Origin of the sequence: Acinetobacter sp. YH01009 (genome assembly GCF_013420765.1) — a bacterium.
GTDB lineage: Bacteria > Pseudomonadota > Gammaproteobacteria > Pseudomonadales > Moraxellaceae > Acinetobacter > Acinetobacter amyesii.
In genome coordinates this window covers 143744-159814 of the sequence record NZ_VOYE01000006.1, presented here as the reverse complement: position 1 = coordinate 159814, position 16071 = coordinate 143744, and the positions used below count along the sequence as shown (strand labels likewise).

13 protein-coding genes are annotated in these 16071 nt (G+C 40.6%); 11 read left to right on the top strand and 2 right to left on the bottom strand.

From position 1 onward, the window contains the following. Positions 1–7 precede the first annotated feature (7 nt). The 4 genes from FTT76_RS08425 (at position 8) to FTT76_RS08410 (ending at position 8385) form a co-directional block, all read left to right on the top strand. Positions 8–847, top strand: a complete 840-nt coding sequence (locus FTT76_RS08425; protein WP_180190396.1) for a hypothetical protein — start codon at positions 8–10, stop codon at positions 845–847. Between the two features lie 446 nt (positions 848–1293). Then, a complete protein-coding gene (gltB, locus tag FTT76_RS08420; RefSeq protein WP_180190404.1) occupies positions 1294–5769 on the top strand; it encodes a glutamate synthase large subunit in 4476 nt (1491 codons plus the stop codon). A 69-nt stretch (positions 5770–5838) separates the two neighbouring features. Next, entirely contained in the window at positions 5839–7260 is a 1422-nt protein-coding gene (locus FTT76_RS08415; protein ID WP_078189374.1) for an FAD-dependent oxidoreductase, read from the top strand. Between the two features lie 240 nt (positions 7261–7500). Continuing rightward, a complete protein-coding gene (locus FTT76_RS08410) occupies positions 7501–8385 on the top strand; it encodes a metal-dependent hydrolase (RefSeq protein ID WP_180008692.1) in 885 nt (294 codons plus the stop codon). A 27-nt stretch (positions 8386–8412) separates the two neighbouring features. On the opposite strand, the gene FTT76_RS08405 is transcribed toward FTT76_RS08410, so the two are convergent. Further along, a protein-coding gene (locus tag FTT76_RS08405) for an IS4-like element ISAba33 family transposase (protein WP_180190395.1) occupies positions 8413–9503 on the bottom strand; the annotation gives its coding sequence in 2 pieces (ribosomal slippage) (positions 8413–8963 and positions 8963–9503; 1092 coding nt in all). Between the two features lie 232 nt (positions 9504–9735). Between FTT76_RS08405 and FTT76_RS08400 the strand changes: the two genes are divergently transcribed. The 7 genes from FTT76_RS08400 to tfpZ all read left to right on the top strand — a co-directional run bounded on the left by FTT76_RS08400 (position 9736) and on the right by tfpZ (position 15455). Continuing rightward, a complete protein-coding gene (locus tag FTT76_RS08400) occupies positions 9736–10326 on the top strand; it encodes a LemA family protein (protein WP_078189372.1) in 591 nt (196 codons plus the stop codon). A gap of 29 nt (positions 10327–10355) precedes the next feature. Next, positions 10356–11423, top strand: coding sequence for a TPM domain-containing protein (locus FTT76_RS08395; RefSeq protein ID WP_180190394.1), 1068 nt, complete (start codon positions 10356–10358; stop codon positions 11421–11423). Next, positions 11417–11977: a TPM domain-containing protein gene (locus FTT76_RS08390; protein ID WP_180190393.1), complete on the top strand. Its 561-nt coding sequence runs from the start codon at positions 11417–11419 to the stop codon at positions 11975–11977. The genes FTT76_RS08395 and FTT76_RS08390 overlap by 7 nt, the downstream gene beginning before the upstream one ends. A 214-nt stretch (positions 11978–12191) precedes the next feature. Further along, positions 12192–12725, top strand: a complete 534-nt coding sequence (locus FTT76_RS08385) for a pilin (protein WP_373686540.1) — start codon at positions 12192–12194, stop codon at positions 12723–12725. 43 nt (positions 12726–12768) lie between these two features. Beyond that, positions 12769–14118 (top strand): sulfatase-like hydrolase/transferase, encoded by a 1350-nt coding sequence (locus FTT76_RS08380; protein WP_180190391.1) that lies wholly within the window; start codon positions 12769–12771, stop codon positions 14116–14118. Between the two features lie 195 nt (positions 14119–14313). Continuing rightward, the gene (locus FTT76_RS08375; RefSeq protein ID WP_218948500.1) at positions 14314–14706 is read left to right on the top strand and encodes a pilin; all 393 of its coding nucleotides are present in this window, start codon (positions 14314–14316) and stop codon (positions 14704–14706) included. A 26-nt stretch (positions 14707–14732) separates the two neighbouring features. Beyond that, complete coding sequence (gene tfpZ / locus FTT76_RS08370) at positions 14733–15455, top strand: TfpX/TfpZ family type IV pilin accessory protein (RefSeq protein ID WP_180008704.1); 723 nt, start codon at positions 14733–14735, stop codon at positions 15453–15455. A gap of 45 nt (positions 15456–15500) precedes the next feature. Here tfpZ and bfr read toward each other — a convergent pair whose 3' ends face one another. Further along, positions 15501–15965 carry a bacterioferritin gene (bfr, locus tag FTT76_RS08365; RefSeq protein WP_180190390.1) on the bottom strand — a complete coding sequence of 155 codons (465 nt, stop codon included), beginning with the start codon at positions 15963–15965 and terminating at the stop codon, positions 15501–15503. Positions 15966–16071: the final 106 nt, after the last annotated feature.

The window sequence follows — 16071 nt, the reverse complement described above, 5'->3', positions numbered from 1 at the left end:
GTACATCATGGCAGCGCGGCAGTCTCAATGGCAAAAAGTTCATCACTACGCATGGTTGGTGGGTGGAGCTGTGTGTCTGTTCGCTGCATTGGTTTTCTGGGCGATTACAGATACCAAAGAATTGGTTGAAGTTGAAAAACAAGCTGAAACTGAAGTGGATTTGCAAATTCAGCCAGAGAAAGTGGCAGCAATGTCCCATCTTGGTGCATTAAATGAAGAAGTACGTCCACTTGATATGACGACCCGTGTGGTTGCTACAGCTCAACATGAGCCAGAATTTCGCGGCACTAAATTTATTAATGACTCTGCCAAGCTTTATGGTGTTGAATTATTTCGGGTTTCTGAAGAAGATATTTTAAAAAGCTTCTTACGCAAGCAGCCTGAGCGTCATAAATTTATTTATCTACGTCTTTCTGGTGAAGACCATCCTGAGCAATACGTCATTTTAACTGGACCATATTCGTCGCAAAATGATGCCAAAGCTGCAATGTCGAGCCTCAACATCGCTTTGCCTGCTTCAATCAAACCTGAAGTTGTGGAATTTAAACAATATCAAGCATATGTGAATGATTTAGGCACGGAAGAAATGTCGTCGAGTCAAAAGTTATATGCTATTAAATTAAAATCTGTGCCTTTACCGAAAATTGATGAAGCTCAAATCGCCGCACGAAAAGCAGCGGCTGCAGCGACGGTAACAACACCAACTAATGCAACGACAAGTACTACGGTGACTCGTCGTGATGCTGAAGGAAATGTGATTGATGTGCAAAAATCACAAAGTAGTGTAGATGCACCACGTCCAAAACCTGCACCGGTAGAGCAAGAAGTAACCGATCCATTTAATTAGTTCTAAAATAGCGCAAGACGTCTTAGGAAAAGCTTAAACTGCACAGAAAAAGTGCATAAAATAAAAAAAGAACAATTTGAATTATTTGTTATAACTAAAAAATGCTTGTAATCAGCCATCTTAGGAGAAAATGCATCAAGTTGGCATATAAATTGCTTAATTGGTGCGTAAATTGAACTTTTCTCCCTGTTTTGGCGCGAAAATGATTCGATAAAAGTGCGAAGTCATTAATCCAGTCGTTATCCCTGATCTGAACTGCAAAAGCAGAAAATTTGACTTTTTATTCATGCATCAAAGGTGAATTCGGTTTATCTTAAGGGTGTGAATAAGAAATAATTTTGCTCGACAGAACAATTCATGTGAGTAAGTTAAGACGAATCGCAACAAGAAATTAGTTTGTTAAGTGCTCGAAAGAGCTGTAAAGAAAAGAAGGGTACGCTATGCACATGCCATCGCCTAATACTGTAGCTCCCGCTCAAGGTTTATACCAACCGGATGAGTTTAAAGATAACTGTGGTTTCGGTTTAATCGCCCATATGCAGGGTGATGCAAGCCATGATCTCGTCAAAACCGCAATGCATAGTTTAAGTTGTATGACCCACCGTGGTGGTATTGCCGCAGATGGCAAAACCGGTGACGGCTGTGGTCTACTCCTTGCTATGCCAAAAGAATTTTTCCGTGAAGAAGCGAAAAAACTCAGTGACATTACATTGAGTGAAATCTTTGCTGTGGGTACGGTATTTCTAAATCTAGACCCTGCATTAGCCGCACATGCAAAACAAATTTTAACCAAAGAAATCGAAGACGAAGGCTGTAAAGTCATCGCTTGGCGTGTTGTGCCAACCAATAATGATGCATTGGGTTCAATCGCGATGCAGTCATTGCCTGCCTTTGAACAAATTATCGTGAATTGCCCAATGGGTGTTTCAGAGGTTGAATTCAACCGTAAGTTGGTGATGGCACGTCGTCGTGCAGAACAACAACTGACTGCTGACCCATACTTCTATGTAACCACTTTATGCTCAACTGTGATCAGCTATAAAGGTTTGATGATGCCAGCAGCGATTGCTGACTTCTATACCGATCTTGCTGATGAGCGTTTAAAGTCACACATCGTGGTATTCCATCAGCGCTTCTCAACCAATACATTGCCGCGTTGGCCTTTGGCACAGCCGTTCCGTTACTTGGCGCACAATGGTGAAATTAATACCATTACCGCAAACCGTAACTGGGCGATGGCGCGTACACCAAAATTTGAAAACCCATTATTGCCAGGTTTAACTGAGCTGAACCCAATTGTAAACCGTACAGGTTCGGATTCTTCAAGCTTAGATAATATGCTGGAAATCCTTGTCGGTGGCGGTATGGACTTGTTCCGTGCGCTACGCATGTTGGTTCCACCAGCGTGGCAAAACGTTGAAACTTTAGATGCAGATTTACGTGCATTCTACGAATTCAACTCAAAACATATGGAAGCTTGGGATGGTCCAGCAGGTCTGGTAATTCAAGATGGTCGTCATGCGATTTGTATGCTTGACCGTAATGGTTTACGTCCAGCACGTTGGGTAATTACTAAAAATGGTTACATCACCTTGGCGTCAGAAATTGGTGTTTGGGGTTATGAACCTGAAGACGTTGTGTCTAAAGGTCGTGTCGGTCCAGGTCAAATTTTGGTGATCGATACCTTTACTGGCAAAATGCTCGATACTCAAGATGTGAGTAATCACCTCAAACGTATGCGTCCGTACCGTCAGTGGTTACGTGAAAACTCAGTACGTGTACAAGGCAGTCCAGAGCTGGAAGAATATTTATGTGATCAAGGCTTAAAAGGCGATGACCTGAAAGCTTCACAAAAAATGTTCATGGTGACATTTGAAGAGCGTGACCAATTGCTTCGTCCAATCGCTGAAAGTGGTCAGGAAGCCGTGGGCTCAATGGGTGACGATACGCCAATGGCAGTATTGTCTTGTCAAGTGCGCCATGTGTCTGACTACTTCCGTCAGCAGTTCGCTCAGGTTACGAATCCGCCAATCGATCCATTACGTGAATCGATCGTAATGTCGTTAGAGACATGTCTCGGCCGTGAACAAAATGTATTTGAACAAGGTCCAGAGCATGCAGATCGTCTGATCATTTCAAGCCCAGTACTGTCAAATTCGAAAATGCATCAAATCCGTACCCTTGGTCGTAAAGGTTACGAGATTGCAGACATTGACCTGAACTATGCAGAAGATGAAGGCTTAGAAGCTGCCATCGCGCGTATTTGTGAAGAATCTGCACAAGCGATTCGAGACGGAAAAACTTTACTTGTATTGTCTGATAAGAAAATCCGTCAAGGCTTCTTACCTGCAAATGCATTAATGGCAACAGGCGCGGTTCACCACTATTTAATCAATGTGGGTCTACGTACAGATGCCAACATCATTGTCGAAACAGGTTTGGCGCGTGATGCGCATCAGTTTGCGGTGATTCTTGGTTTCGGTGCGACTGCGATCTATCCGTACCTAGCTTATGACGTGATCAATGACTTGATCGCGAAAGGCGAGTTATTGGGTGATCCAATTCATGCGCAAGCTAACTTTCGTAAAGGTATTGAGAAAGGCTTATTGAAAGTCCTTTCTAAGATGGGTATTTCTACTGTTGCCTCTTACCGTGGCGGTCAGCTGTTTGAAGCGGTCGGCCTCTCTGATGAAGTGGTTGCAAAATGCTTCACTGGCGTACCGAGCCGTATTAAAGGCGCAACATTCTCTGACCTAGAAAATGACTTGAAAAAATTGGCAGATTTGGCATGGAAATCACGTAAGCCAATCGATCAAGGCGGTATGCTGAAATTTGTATTCGGTAAGGAATATCACGCATTTAATCCAGACGTGATTAATGCACTGCATAAATCTGTGCGTTCTGGTAATTATGCGGACTTTAAAGAATACGCAGAGCTAGTGAATAACCGTCCAATCGCGACGATTCGTGACTTATTCAAGCTGAAAACAGATCAATCGATTGCACTCGATCAAGTTGAATCCGTAGAAGAGATTCTGCCACGTTTTGACTCGGCTGGGATGTCTTTAGGCGCATTATCGCCTGAAGCGCACGAAGCTATTGCAATCGCTATGAATACCATTGGTGGTCGCTCGAACTCAGGTGAGGGCGGTGAAGATCCAGCGCGTTACGGCACTATCCGTAACTCGAAAATCAAACAAATTGCATCTGGCCGTTTTGGTGTGACCCCTGCATATCTAACTTCTGCAGAAGTCCTTCAAATTAAAGTGGCACAAGGTGCAAAACCAGGTGAAGGTGGTCAGTTGCCGGGCGGTAAAGTGAATGGCTTAATTGCACGTTTACGTTACTCAGTACCAGGTGTGACTTTAATTTCTCCACCTCCGCATCACGACATCTACTCAATCGAAGATTTATCACAGTTAATTTTCGATTTAAAACAGGTTAACCCACAGGCGATGGTGTCCGTTAAGCTGGTTTCTGAGCCCGGTGTTGGTACGATTGCGGCAGGTGTGGCAAAAGCATACGCAGACTTCATTACCATTTCTGGTTATGACGGTGGTACAGCGGCTTCTCCACTTTCTTCAATTCACCATGCAGGTTCGCCATGGGAGTTAGGGTTAAGCGAGGCACATCAAGCGCTTCGTGTGAATGATCTACGTGGCAAAGTGCGTGTACAAACTGATGGTGGCTTAAAAACAGGTCTAGATGTTGTAAAAGCAGCAATCTTGGGTGCGGAAAGCTTCGGTTTCGGTTCGACACCAATGATTGCCCTCGGTTGTAAATATCTTCGTATCTGTCACTTAAATAACTGCGCGACCGGTGTTGCAACTCAACAAGACCATTTACGTCAGGAACACTATATCGGTGAGCCTGAAATGCTGATCAACTTCTTCCACTTTATTGCAGAAGAAACGCGTGAATGGCTGGCAGCGCTTGGTGTAGCAAGCTTGAAAGACTTGATTGGCCGTACAGATTTACTGGAAATGCTTCCAGGTGAAACTGAAAAACATGCACACCTTGATTTGAGCGCATTACTTCAATCGCATCCTGCGGCAGAAGGTAAAGCACAGTACTGTGAAGTACAAGGCAATGCACCATTTGATAAAGGTCTCTTGGCTGAAAAAATGGTGGCGGAAATGCTGCCAGCGATTGAAGCAGGTACAGGCGGTGAATATAGCTTCACAATTGGTAACTGTGACCGTTCAATTGGCGCGCGTATTTCGGGTGAGATTGCAAAACGTTATGGCAACCTCAGTATGGAAGCGCATCCTGTTAAAGTTAAATTAACAGGGACTGCAGGTCAGTCATTGGGTGTTTGGAACGCCGGTGGTTTACACATCAGCCTAGAAGGCGATGCGAACGACTACGTGGGTAAAGGTATGGCTGGCGGTCGTATCTCGATCTTCCCACCGAAAGGTTCACCGTTCCAAACGCAAAATACTGCGATTATTGGTAACACCTGTTTGTATGGTGCAACAGGCGGTAAATTGTTTGCTGCAGGTACAGCAGGCGAGCGTTTTGCTGTGCGTAACTCAGGTGCGTTTGCCGTGATTGAAGGTGCAGGCGACCACTGCTGTGAATACATGACGGGTGGTATCGTGACTGTATTGGGTAAAGTGGGTCATAACTTTGGTGCGGGTATGACAGGCGGTTTCGCTTATGTGCTCGACCTCGACAATGACTTTGTTGACCATTACAACCACGAATTAATTGAATTGAACCGTATCTCTACAGAATCGATGGAAGAACACAAAGAGTTCTTGTGCCGTATCTTAGATGAACATATTAAAGAAACAGGTAGTGCTTGGGCGTATAAGATCCGCAACGAGTTTGACTTCTATAGCCGCAAATTCTGGCTTGTGAAACCAAAAGCTGCTAATTTGCAGACTTTGTTGAAAACAACTCAAGCTGATCCACAATAATTCCACTACTGCAGATTTGATAGGCAGGTGTAAGTCCAAACATGCTTACACCTACCCACGGAGAGAGACATGGCAGAGCGCCTAAATAATGACTTTCAGTTCCTGGATGTAGCACGCCAAGATCCAGAGAAAAAAGATCTAGTTGTCCGCAAAGCAGAATTTGTGGAAATCTATAAACCGTTTACAGCTGAAGTTGCAAAAAACCAAACACACCGCTGCTTAGGTTGCGGTAACCCGTATTGTGAATGGAAATGTCCAGTACATAACTACATTCCAAACTGGTTAAAACTAATTGCAGAAGGTCGCATTTTCCAAGCGGCTGAATTGTGTCATCAAACCAACACCTTGCCTGAAGTTTGTGGTCGTGTGTGCCCGCAAGACCGTTTATGTGAAGGCGCGTGTACGCTAAATGACGGCTTTGGTGCAGTCACCATTGGTAATGCTGAAAAATACATTAACGATACGGCTTTTGCATTGGGCTGGCGTCCAGATATGTCACACGTTAAGTGGACAGACAAGAAAGTTGCGATTATTGGTGCTGGTCCTGCTGGCCTTGGCTGTGCAGATATTCTTGTACGTAATGGTGTGAAGCCAGTTGTATTCGACAAACGCCCTGAAATTGGTGGTTTGCTGACATTTGGTATTCCAGAATTCAAAATGGAAAAAGATGTGATGAAACGTCGCCGTGAGATTTTCTCTGGCATGGGCGTTGAATTCCGTCTAAATACTGAAATTGGTACAGATGTGACGATTGATCAGCTTTTGGCTGATTACGACGCTGTATTCATGGGTATGGGAACTTATACCTACATGAAGGGCGGTTTCGCGGGTGAAGACCTTGTTGGTGTGCATGATGCACTGGATTTCTTGATTGCCAATGTCAACCGTACGCAAGGTTGGGAAAAAGATCCATCTGAATACATCAGCATGGAAGGCAAAAAAGTGATTGTTCTGGGTGGTGGTGATACTGCGATGGACTGTAACCGTACCTCGATCCGTCAAGGTGCCGAATCGGTTGTTTGTGCCTACCGTCGTGACGAAGAAAACATGCCGGGTTCGCGTCGTGAAGTGAAAAATGCGCGTGAAGAAGGTGTAGATTTCCAATTTAATCGTCAGCCGATTGAAATTGTGGGTGAAAATGGCAAAGTAACGGGTGTTAAAGTTGTGACTACCCAGCTTGGCGCACCTGATAGTCGCGGTCGTCGTAGCCCTGAACCAGTTCCGGGTTCAGAAGAAATTTTACCAGCAGATGCAGTATTGCTTGCCTTTGGTTTCCGTACCAGCCCTGCAGACTGGTTTACAACATCAAACATCAGTATGGATGGTTCAGGTCGCGTCATTGCTGCTGAACAGCAAGAATTTAAGTTCCAAACATCGAATCCGAAAATTTTTGCCGGCGGTGATATGGTCCGTGGATCGGACCTTGTGGTAACCGCAATCTGGGAAGGTCGCCAAGCTGCAGAAGGTATTCTTGACTACTTAGATGTTTAAGGCATGACATACCAGTATTTGCACTGGATTCATTCAAAAAACTCGCTTCGGCGGGTTTTTTATTTTTTGGAATTTACCTTAAATGACAAGTAAATGGATTTTGCAGATAAATACGCTGAAAAGTTGTCAGACAGCGCTTTAGAATGGTGAATTATGCAAATGTGCTAGCACATTTTGCCATGTGTGAAAGAGCATCGGAATTACATACTGCGATCATGATCTAAATCTTAGGAAGCGACCATGACGCAAGTGACGACACAAAAAACATATCTAAATCGTCCTAAAGCCATTGGCATTACGGTACGTCGAGCACAATTCAATCCTAAAGCGATTCGCCGGCATTATTTTGCCAATTCACCGGTGATGTCGCATTTGTTGACGGCATTGTCATCGACCTTTCCCATTGGTGAGCAATTCTTTGTGCATAGCGTGCGCAATGTACGCGATAAAGTCAGTGATGAAAAATTGCAAGCTGAGATCGCAGCATTCATTGGGCAAGAAGCGATGCATTCCAAAGCCCATGCTGAATTTAATGATGCTTGGCGCAGTGAAACCTATAATTTAGATCGTTTCCAAGCATGGCTGGCACGTAAAGATAGCTATGTAAAAAACTTACATCCAAAGATTCAACTTGCAATCACCTGTGCTTTTGAACATTTTACCGCTTTACTTGGTGGCTATATTTTAAGACATCCAGAAGTGCTCAGTACTTTAGATGATGATGCAGTGAAACTTTGGGTGTGGCATGCGATTGAAGAGATTGAGCATCGTGCGGTAGCATTCGATGTATATCAGCATGTCTATGGAGATGACAAAATACGTCGCATGATTATGCGCAGTGTGACCACGGGTTTTGCAAGTCTTACGTTTTATTCTGCAACGAAGCTATTTATGCAGGATAAGAAAAAAAGTTTACCAAAGCTGGGCGGAAATATTTTCGGGGCGTATTTATTGGCAAAAATGTTTATTCAACTGGCGCCTGAATATTTGTCATATTACAAAGCAGAATTCCATCCGAGCGAAATTGATTACAGTCAGATCGTGAACTATTGGAAAGAACGCCTTGCTGATGAATATCAAATGGAAAGTTTTCAGACTGAAACAACACCGCAATTGTATAGTTAATTCAAAATGCTCTGTACACGACAAATTTCATAGGATCCTTGTCCTATCAGGCTTTTTCTTTCTTAAAATTGCTAGCACTTTCTTAAATTCTTCTTTTTTTCCAAAACCAATCAAACGTAGAATAGCCATTTGAACATAGTCCAAACCGTAGCGAAATAAACTTACTGAAAGTCGCCCATGCTTCTTTATTTTTATCGCTTTTTTTCGATCATGTTGCCATTCACCTGTTAAATAGCACCAACAGAAACCGATAGCTAGCACTGCTATCAATTTCTTGACTCGTCCAGGGTCTGTTAAACGAGTATTTTCAAGATTGAATCCACGTCCTTTGAGACAACTAAATAAGGTTTCGATTTCCCAGCGTAATGCATAATCACGAATAGCAGAAGCATTAAACATAGGAGAAACAACAAGTAAAAGTTCTCCATCTTCTAATCGTAGCGCACTAATATACAGTTTTACTCGACCAACCCAAATACGTCGTTTACGACATTCAGTTTGACCAACTTGAAGATGACGAAATAAATCACTAATTTTATGATTCCTGGCTAAGTGATTGGTCACAATAAAGTTTTTTTAACACGTATACAGAAGTTAATGTCATTTTCAATTAACCATGTAAACCATTTCTCACCGATAAATTCTCTGTCTGCGAACACATTCACAATACGGTCTTTACCAAAAATAGAGATAAAGCGTTGAATCAAAGCAATACGCTCTTTTGTATCTGAATTTCCACGTTTATTGAGCAATGTCCAAACAATAGGTATCGCTATTCCACGATAGACGATGGCTAACATCAAGATATTGATATCTCGTTTTCCCCATTTCCAATTGGTTCTATCTAAAGTCAGTTGCACTTTGTCGAATGAAAATATATTGAAAATTAACTGAGAAATTTGACGATAATCAAAATACTGACCTACAAAGAAGCGTTGTATACGTCGATAAAATGATTGTGGTAAGCACTTGATGGGTAAGGCTTTAGATGCAGAAGAAAGATTACATGTCTGTTTTACAATTAATGCAATCATAATCAGTGTAAAACATTTTACATGTGACTTGTTCCACTTTAGATATTTGTTTAAGATGAGATGTAACTCATTGAAATGTGTCATCATATTCGTCGTCAGAAAACAAGTATTATGCCATTATTTCAATGAGTTATCTTTTTTTGTCGTGTACAAAGTTCAAAATGTTAAAAAAGCCCGAGTTGTGGGCTTTTTTTTATGCTAAATATTTTTCGAGTAGATCAGTTTAATCACAAAGAAAATACATAATTCATTCGAAAAATAAGGTTAGAATGAATTTATTTAAACAATTACAAATAAATACTTGAGGTTAAGGGTGATGAATTCAATGAAAAAAAGCATGCTCGCAATCGCATTAGTCAGTACATTGACCCTCAGTGGTTGTGGCTATAACACATTACAAGTTAAAGACGAAGCCGTTACAGCAGCATGGTCTGAAGTACAAAACCAATATCAACGCCGTGCAGATTTGGTACCTAACCTTGTGAATGTGGTAAAAGGCTACGCGAAACATGAGGAACAAGTACTGACTGAAGTGACTCAAGCACGTGCCAATGTTGCAGGCTTAAAAGTGGATAAGGAAGTTTTGGAAGATCCAGCACTGTTCCAAAAATATCAAGAAGCTCAAGCGCAGATGACCAGCGCACTTTCACGTTTAATTGCTGTTTCGGAAAATTATCCAGACTTAAAAGCCAATGAGCAATTCCGTGATTTACAGGTACAGCTTGAAGGCACTGAAAACCGGATCGCTGTCGCACGTAATCGCTACATTACTACGGTACAAGACTTTAACGGCTATGCACGCCAGTTCCCGCAAGTGATGACAGCTAAAGTCATTGGTATGGATACCAAGCCTAACTTTAGCGCAGAGCAAAGTGCGCAAACTGCACCGAAAGTTGATTTTAATTAATTGGCGTCACTGCATTGTGAGGTGGGCTGATGGTGGATTTTGAGCTAAAACATACAGGTTTGTTGTGGTTGCAGCGCATGGTTTTAGCATGCTTATTGTGTGTGGTGGGTTTCACACATGCAGAAACTGCCACCGCTACAGATATGGATACTGAAACTGTTGCTGTCGGTAAAATATTAAAAGATCAGCAGTCAGCTACGCAAAAAGAAACAACAACACAGCCTGAAATCAAAATTCAGCAGCCGAATATTGCCAATGATATGGCAGATGGCGAGTCGATTCGTGGCTTGCCGATGCTAAATGAACCTGTGGTTGATCAGGCAAATTTACTTTCTGCTGCTGAAAAGCAAGCCATTAGTCAGAAAATTCTACAGTTACACGAACAAGGCAAGGCACAAGTTGGTATCGTGATTGTGCCAACCACAGGTCAAGAAGATATTTTTGATTACGCCATGCGTGTTGCAGAAAAATGGCAACTCGGTTCAGCAAAACGTGACAATGGGATATTGATGGCGATCGCTGTGAATGATCGTCGCATACAAATATTAACGGGTTATGGGTTAGAAGGAATTATGCCCGATATCATCGTTAGTCGCATAATTCGAAATCAAATTACACCTCATTTTAAGCAAGCCCAATATGCTCAAGGCATTGATGCTGGCTTAACGGAAATAACCCAAATTTTAAATCAAGACCCTGAAGTTGCAGCTCAAGCAGCCCAAGAGCTGAAAGAACGTCAGGAACAAGCCTTACACGAGCAACAAGCCAAAGAGAAAACGTTTACAACGGTTCTCATCATTTTGGTGATTGGTATTTTTGCATCCTTTATTGTGGGTAAGCGCTTAAGTGCGTCAACTGCTGCTGTTGCAGGTACCGTTGCTGGTTTGGTCAACGGTGCAGGTCTACTCACCAGTCTGTTGATGGGTGGAGCAATTTTCTTTTTACTGATTACGGCTATTGCTCAAACCATTTTTCAAATGTTTCTTGCCGGTGGTGGGGGCGGTGGAGGCCGTAGTGGAGGTGGGGGCTTTGGTGGTGGAGGCTATAGCGGAGGCGGTGGTGGTTTTGGCGGTGGGGGAGCATCAGGTTCATGGTAACGAAAACAGAAACAACAGAAATTGTCACCTGTCCTAAAACACAGGAAATACAACAACCAAGTTTTAAACGCTGGTTGAAGCACTTCTTTTATATGCCTGCAGCAAACCGGTTTTTTAATAAGCAAGATCAGCAGGCCATTGCGCAAGCAGTCACAGCAGCAGAGCATGGACATGTGGGCGAAATCCAAGTGGTGATCGAAGGGCATATTCCTTCGAACCAAGCCTATTATCAAAATACTCGTGCACGTGCTGAACAGCTCTTTGCGGAACTGGGTGTGTGGGATACGGAATTTAATAGTGGTGTTTTGCTTTATTTAAACTTATGTGAACGTCAGGTTGAAATTGTCATTGATCGCGGGATGAGGCAAGCAACAGATGCACAAGTGTGGCAGGATATTTGCGCGCGAATTATCCAAAACATGCAAAATAAACAATATCGAATAGCTTTGACGGTTGGTGTAAAAGAGATTGGTAAAGTGATGGATCACTTTTACGCAGGGAAGTCTGTAGATAAAGCTAATGAAATCGAAAATGAGCCCATTATTTTGCGCTAAAAAAACGGTGATAAAGTGACACAAATCGTCACTTTTAAACACAAAAAGAGACGTAATGATTACAAAAAATAAAAATATTTTTTTAAAGTGCTGTTTTTTCTGTCATTTTCACTATAATAAATCTTGGCACGCTCTGTGCTATTTATAAAACAAGCTACATAGCTTTATTAAATAATTAAATTAAAAAACATTTGTGGAGAATGTTATGAAATCAATTCAAAAGGGTTTCACCCTGATCGAATTAATGATCGTTGTTGCAATTATCGGTATTCTTGCTGCGATTGCGATTCCTCAGTACCAAAACTATATCGCTAAATCACAAGTTAGCCGCGTGATGTCGGAGTCAGGCAGCCTAAAAACTGTAGTTGAAGCATGTGTAAATGATGGCCGTACAGCTGACTTCCTTTCGAATGTTGCTACGGGCACAACTGTTGATGCAGATGAATGTGAATTAGGCGCTGTTGCTTCTACATTATTGGATGCTACTGCTGGGGCTGTACAAGGTACGACTGGTACAGCCGCTGAAGCAGGAAAAAATGGTTACCCTCAGGTTGCAATCGATGCTACAACAGGTGTAGTTACAATTGAATCTACATTTGGTAGTGGTGCTGCTGCATCAGTTGTAGGTGACACTACAGCACGTAATACTTTGACTTGGAACCGTTCAGCAGAAGGTACATGGACCTGCTTCACAACAGTTGAATCTAAATTCCGTCCAAATGGTTGTACAGCATCTTCTGCTCCATAATAGTGAACTGATTTGATTAAAAAACCCTCTTAGGAGGGTTTTTTTGCGAGGAGCAGGAAACATTAAAACAATAATTTTTGTAACGTTTATCAATTTATTTTATCTGCTTGCAGCATGGTTGCTTGGGCTGAACCGTATTTGGTTGAATATAGATTATATAGCCAGTATTTTTTTATTATCATACGGTTTTAAAAAAACTGGATTATGCCTATTAATATTTGCAATGGTTTCAGATGCATTGTTGTTAATGGGGCAGGTTTTTCCATTTTTCAGACTCGATGAAATTATTTATATACTAAAATTTATTTTTATTTCTTCTTTGTATTATCAATTGGTTTTTGGTGTTGTTTTAATTATTTTTATATTGATATTATTTTATTATGGCCGATTGGCTTGGAATAAAAAAATAGTACAATATTGTTTTTTACTTACGGCATTTTTGTTTTCAATAGAAACGGTATTTTCAGGATTACATGGAATTACTTCTAATGCTTATACTAGAAGTCTATTGCTGAATTTTACTGAAAAACAATTTTTTGGCTTTAATCAAAGTTTATATGCATCTTCACAGCAGCTTAAAAATGAGCCAGTTTCACCGACGGCACAAACGTTATTCAATCAAATTCAGCACAATGAAGTCCTACCGAATAAAATATTATTTATTGTGGCGGAATCTTTGGGTGTACCTAAGCAGCAGGCAGTTTTAGATAATATTTTACGGCCACTTTTGCTGCAGCAAAATAAAGCGATTTCAAAACTTGAAGTTAAACATCTCTCATATTTGATGCCTACGGTTTATGGTGAACTAAGGGAATTATGCCATGCTCAACCACAGAATTTAAATTTAAGAGATTTAGACAAAGGTTTTGAAAATTGTTTACCTAATAAATTGAAAAAATTAAATTTTAAAACAAGTGCATATCATGGTGCGCTTAGTATTATGTATGACCGTAAAGACTGGTATCCAAGAGCGGGTTTTGAAAAAACATTTTTTTATGAATCTAAACCTTGGAAAAGCCGGTGCTATTCTTTTCCTGGAATTTGTGATACTGAAATTTCAGATGCTATAGCAGAGCAATTTAAATCAAATGATAAGCAATTTGTCTATTGGTTAACGTTAAATAGCCATGCACCATATGATCTTAGAGATATTCAATATGATTTATTGAAGTGTGAAGAATATGATATTGATGCAAACTCGATGTCTTGCAGGAATCTCAAGCTGCAAGCGCAATTTTTTTATGTTTTATCTAAAATGATTCAGCAACCACAGTTTTCAAATACACAAGTAATCATAGTCGGCGATCATAGTCCCATTATTTTTGATCAGACCGAAAAAGCAAACGTATTTGATGGAAATAAGGTGTTAATGCTGAAATTTAATGTCAAATAATCGTGTAATTATTTTAAAGCTATTAAGTAATCTGCAGTTAGTAATGCTAATAAACTGACAATAAATGTGTATAGTTGACGAATTTTATTATTATAATTCAACAATTTAATTCTTTGGCATGGTTTTTGATTGACTGAGTTGTGCTAAAGGAGAGTAAATGTGAAATATAGAAAAGGTTTTACATTGATAGAGCTGATGATAACTGTAGCAATTATTGGGGTGTTGGCTGCAATTGCTGTAATGCAGTATCAAACGCATGTTATTCGTTCTCAAATTGTTTCAGCTGTGGCAGAACTGAATGGGGCAAGGCCCCAATATGAACTTATTGTAAATGCAGCTTCATCTTCTGGAAGTGCTGTTTATAGTGTTAGCAATATGTTTTTTTCGGCAACTTCTGAATATTGCACATATCAGGTATATTCACCTGTGCAATTAAACGCTGTGCCTGCTTTGGAGTGTCAGCTTAAAAAGGGGCCTACTTCTTTACTAGGTCAATCAGTATTTCTAAACAGAAGTGCTGATGGTGTATGGAGTTGCAGTACATCATCAGGTATTTCTGACAAATTTAAACCTAGAGATTGTATTTAAAAGAATACACAATTGTTGATGAGAAAATGTCGAAACGGAATAAATTTTTTTTAACTCATTTGGTGATTTCAGTTGCGATTGGTTTGCTGATTTTGAGTTTGGTGCTTTTAGGCTGGTATCCAGCACCGCTGGCAGAGGCATTGGGTGTTTATCATATCTTGTTGATATTACTGCTCATAGATATGATTATAGGACCAATATTAGGTTTTTTCGTATACAAAGAAGGCAAAAAATCACTAAAAATAGATTTAACAGTGATTATTGTTTTGCAGTTGGCAGCGTTGATCTACGGCCTTTTTTATATTTATCAGGGACGGCCTGTAGCATTAGCATTTCAAAATAATCAATTTGAATTGGTGCGTTACAATGATATTGTAGCTGGTGATAAAACGCCGGAAATATCTTGGTTTAATCCTAATCTTGTGGCAGTAGAAATGGGGAAAACTGCGGAGCAAAAAAATCATTATTTCTCTGAAGAGATGCGAACAGGGGTTATGGCGGCATATCGACCAGAACGCTATATAGCGATCGATACAGTTGAAATGCAGCTGCTAAATGAAAAACGTTCTCTGGGCGAACTTGTAAAATATAATATTCAAATTGAAATAGATTCTGTACTTAAAGATTATCCTACTGCTGTAGGCTGGTTGCCGCTTCGTGTGATGAGTGGTCTAGATATGGTTGTATTAATCGATGAAAATGGTGCTGTGGTTAAAGTGGTAGACTTAAGACCTTGGAAATTAGCTTAATAAAAAAACCTGCTTAAGCAGGTTTTTTATATTAATCAATTAATCTTAAATCTGACTCTGAATATAATTTTCAGCGCCTACAGCTTCCACTAAGTCTAACTGTGTAGCAGCCCAGTCCAGCCATTCTTCTTCTTTTTCTAGAATTTCTTGAACCAAGTCGCGTGTTACATAATCCATTTGCGTTTCAGCCAAAGCCACGGCTTGTTGAATCGCTTCAATATTTTCTTTGACTTTACGGATATCGCAATTTAAAACTTCAACAGTATACTGGCCGATATACAATTTTCCTAAATGCTGTAAATTCGGCAGGCCTTCTAAAAACAAAATGCGTTCAATAATTTTATCGGCATGTTTCATTTGGCGGATCGATTCTTTGTATTCCGCAGCGCCTAACTGTTCAATGCCCCAATCGTTAAACATACGTGAATGAAGAAAATATTGGTTAATTGCAGTTAAATGATGATAAAGCACCTGATTTAACTGATTAATTACATCACGATTGCCTTTCATGTCTGACTCCTTAACTGCAATAAAGCTCGAATTAAGCAATATAAATTCGATATTAGAATAGAAATATCTTAAACAACAAAGTGTAATTTAGCGAGTGTTTTATAGA

Bases quoted from the DNA above. Each gene is read 5' to 3' on its own strand.
- gltB (WP_180190404.1), top strand. From the start codon at position 1,294: ATGCCATCGCCTAATACTGTAGCTCCCGCTCAAGGTTTATACCAACCG.
- FTT76_RS08410 (WP_180008692.1), top strand. From the start codon at position 7,501: ATGACGCAAGTGACGACACAAAAAACATATCTAAATCGTCCTAAAGCC.
- bfr (WP_180190390.1), bottom strand. From the start codon at position 15,965: ATGAAAGGCAATCGTGATGTAATTAATCAGTTAAATCAGGTGCTTTAT.
- FTT76_RS08395 (WP_180190394.1), top strand. From the start codon at position 10,356: ATGGTGGATTTTGAGCTAAAACATACAGGTTTGTTGTGGTTGCAGCGC.
- FTT76_RS08425 (WP_180190396.1), top strand. From the start codon at position 8: ATGGCAGCGCGGCAGTCTCAATGGCAAAAAGTTCATCACTACGCATGG.
- FTT76_RS08390 (WP_180190393.1), top strand. From the start codon at position 11,417: ATGGTAACGAAAACAGAAACAACAGAAATTGTCACCTGTCCTAAAACA.
- FTT76_RS08400 (WP_078189372.1), top strand. From the start codon at position 9,736: ATGAATTCAATGAAAAAAAGCATGCTCGCAATCGCATTAGTCAGTACA.
- FTT76_RS08415 (WP_078189374.1), top strand. From the start codon at position 5,839: ATGGCAGAGCGCCTAAATAATGACTTTCAGTTCCTGGATGTAGCACGC.
- FTT76_RS08375 (WP_218948500.1), top strand. From the start codon at position 14,314: ATGATAACTGTAGCAATTATTGGGGTGTTGGCTGCAATTGCTGTAATG.
- tfpZ (WP_180008704.1), top strand. From the start codon at position 14,733: ATGTCGAAACGGAATAAATTTTTTTTAACTCATTTGGTGATTTCAGTT.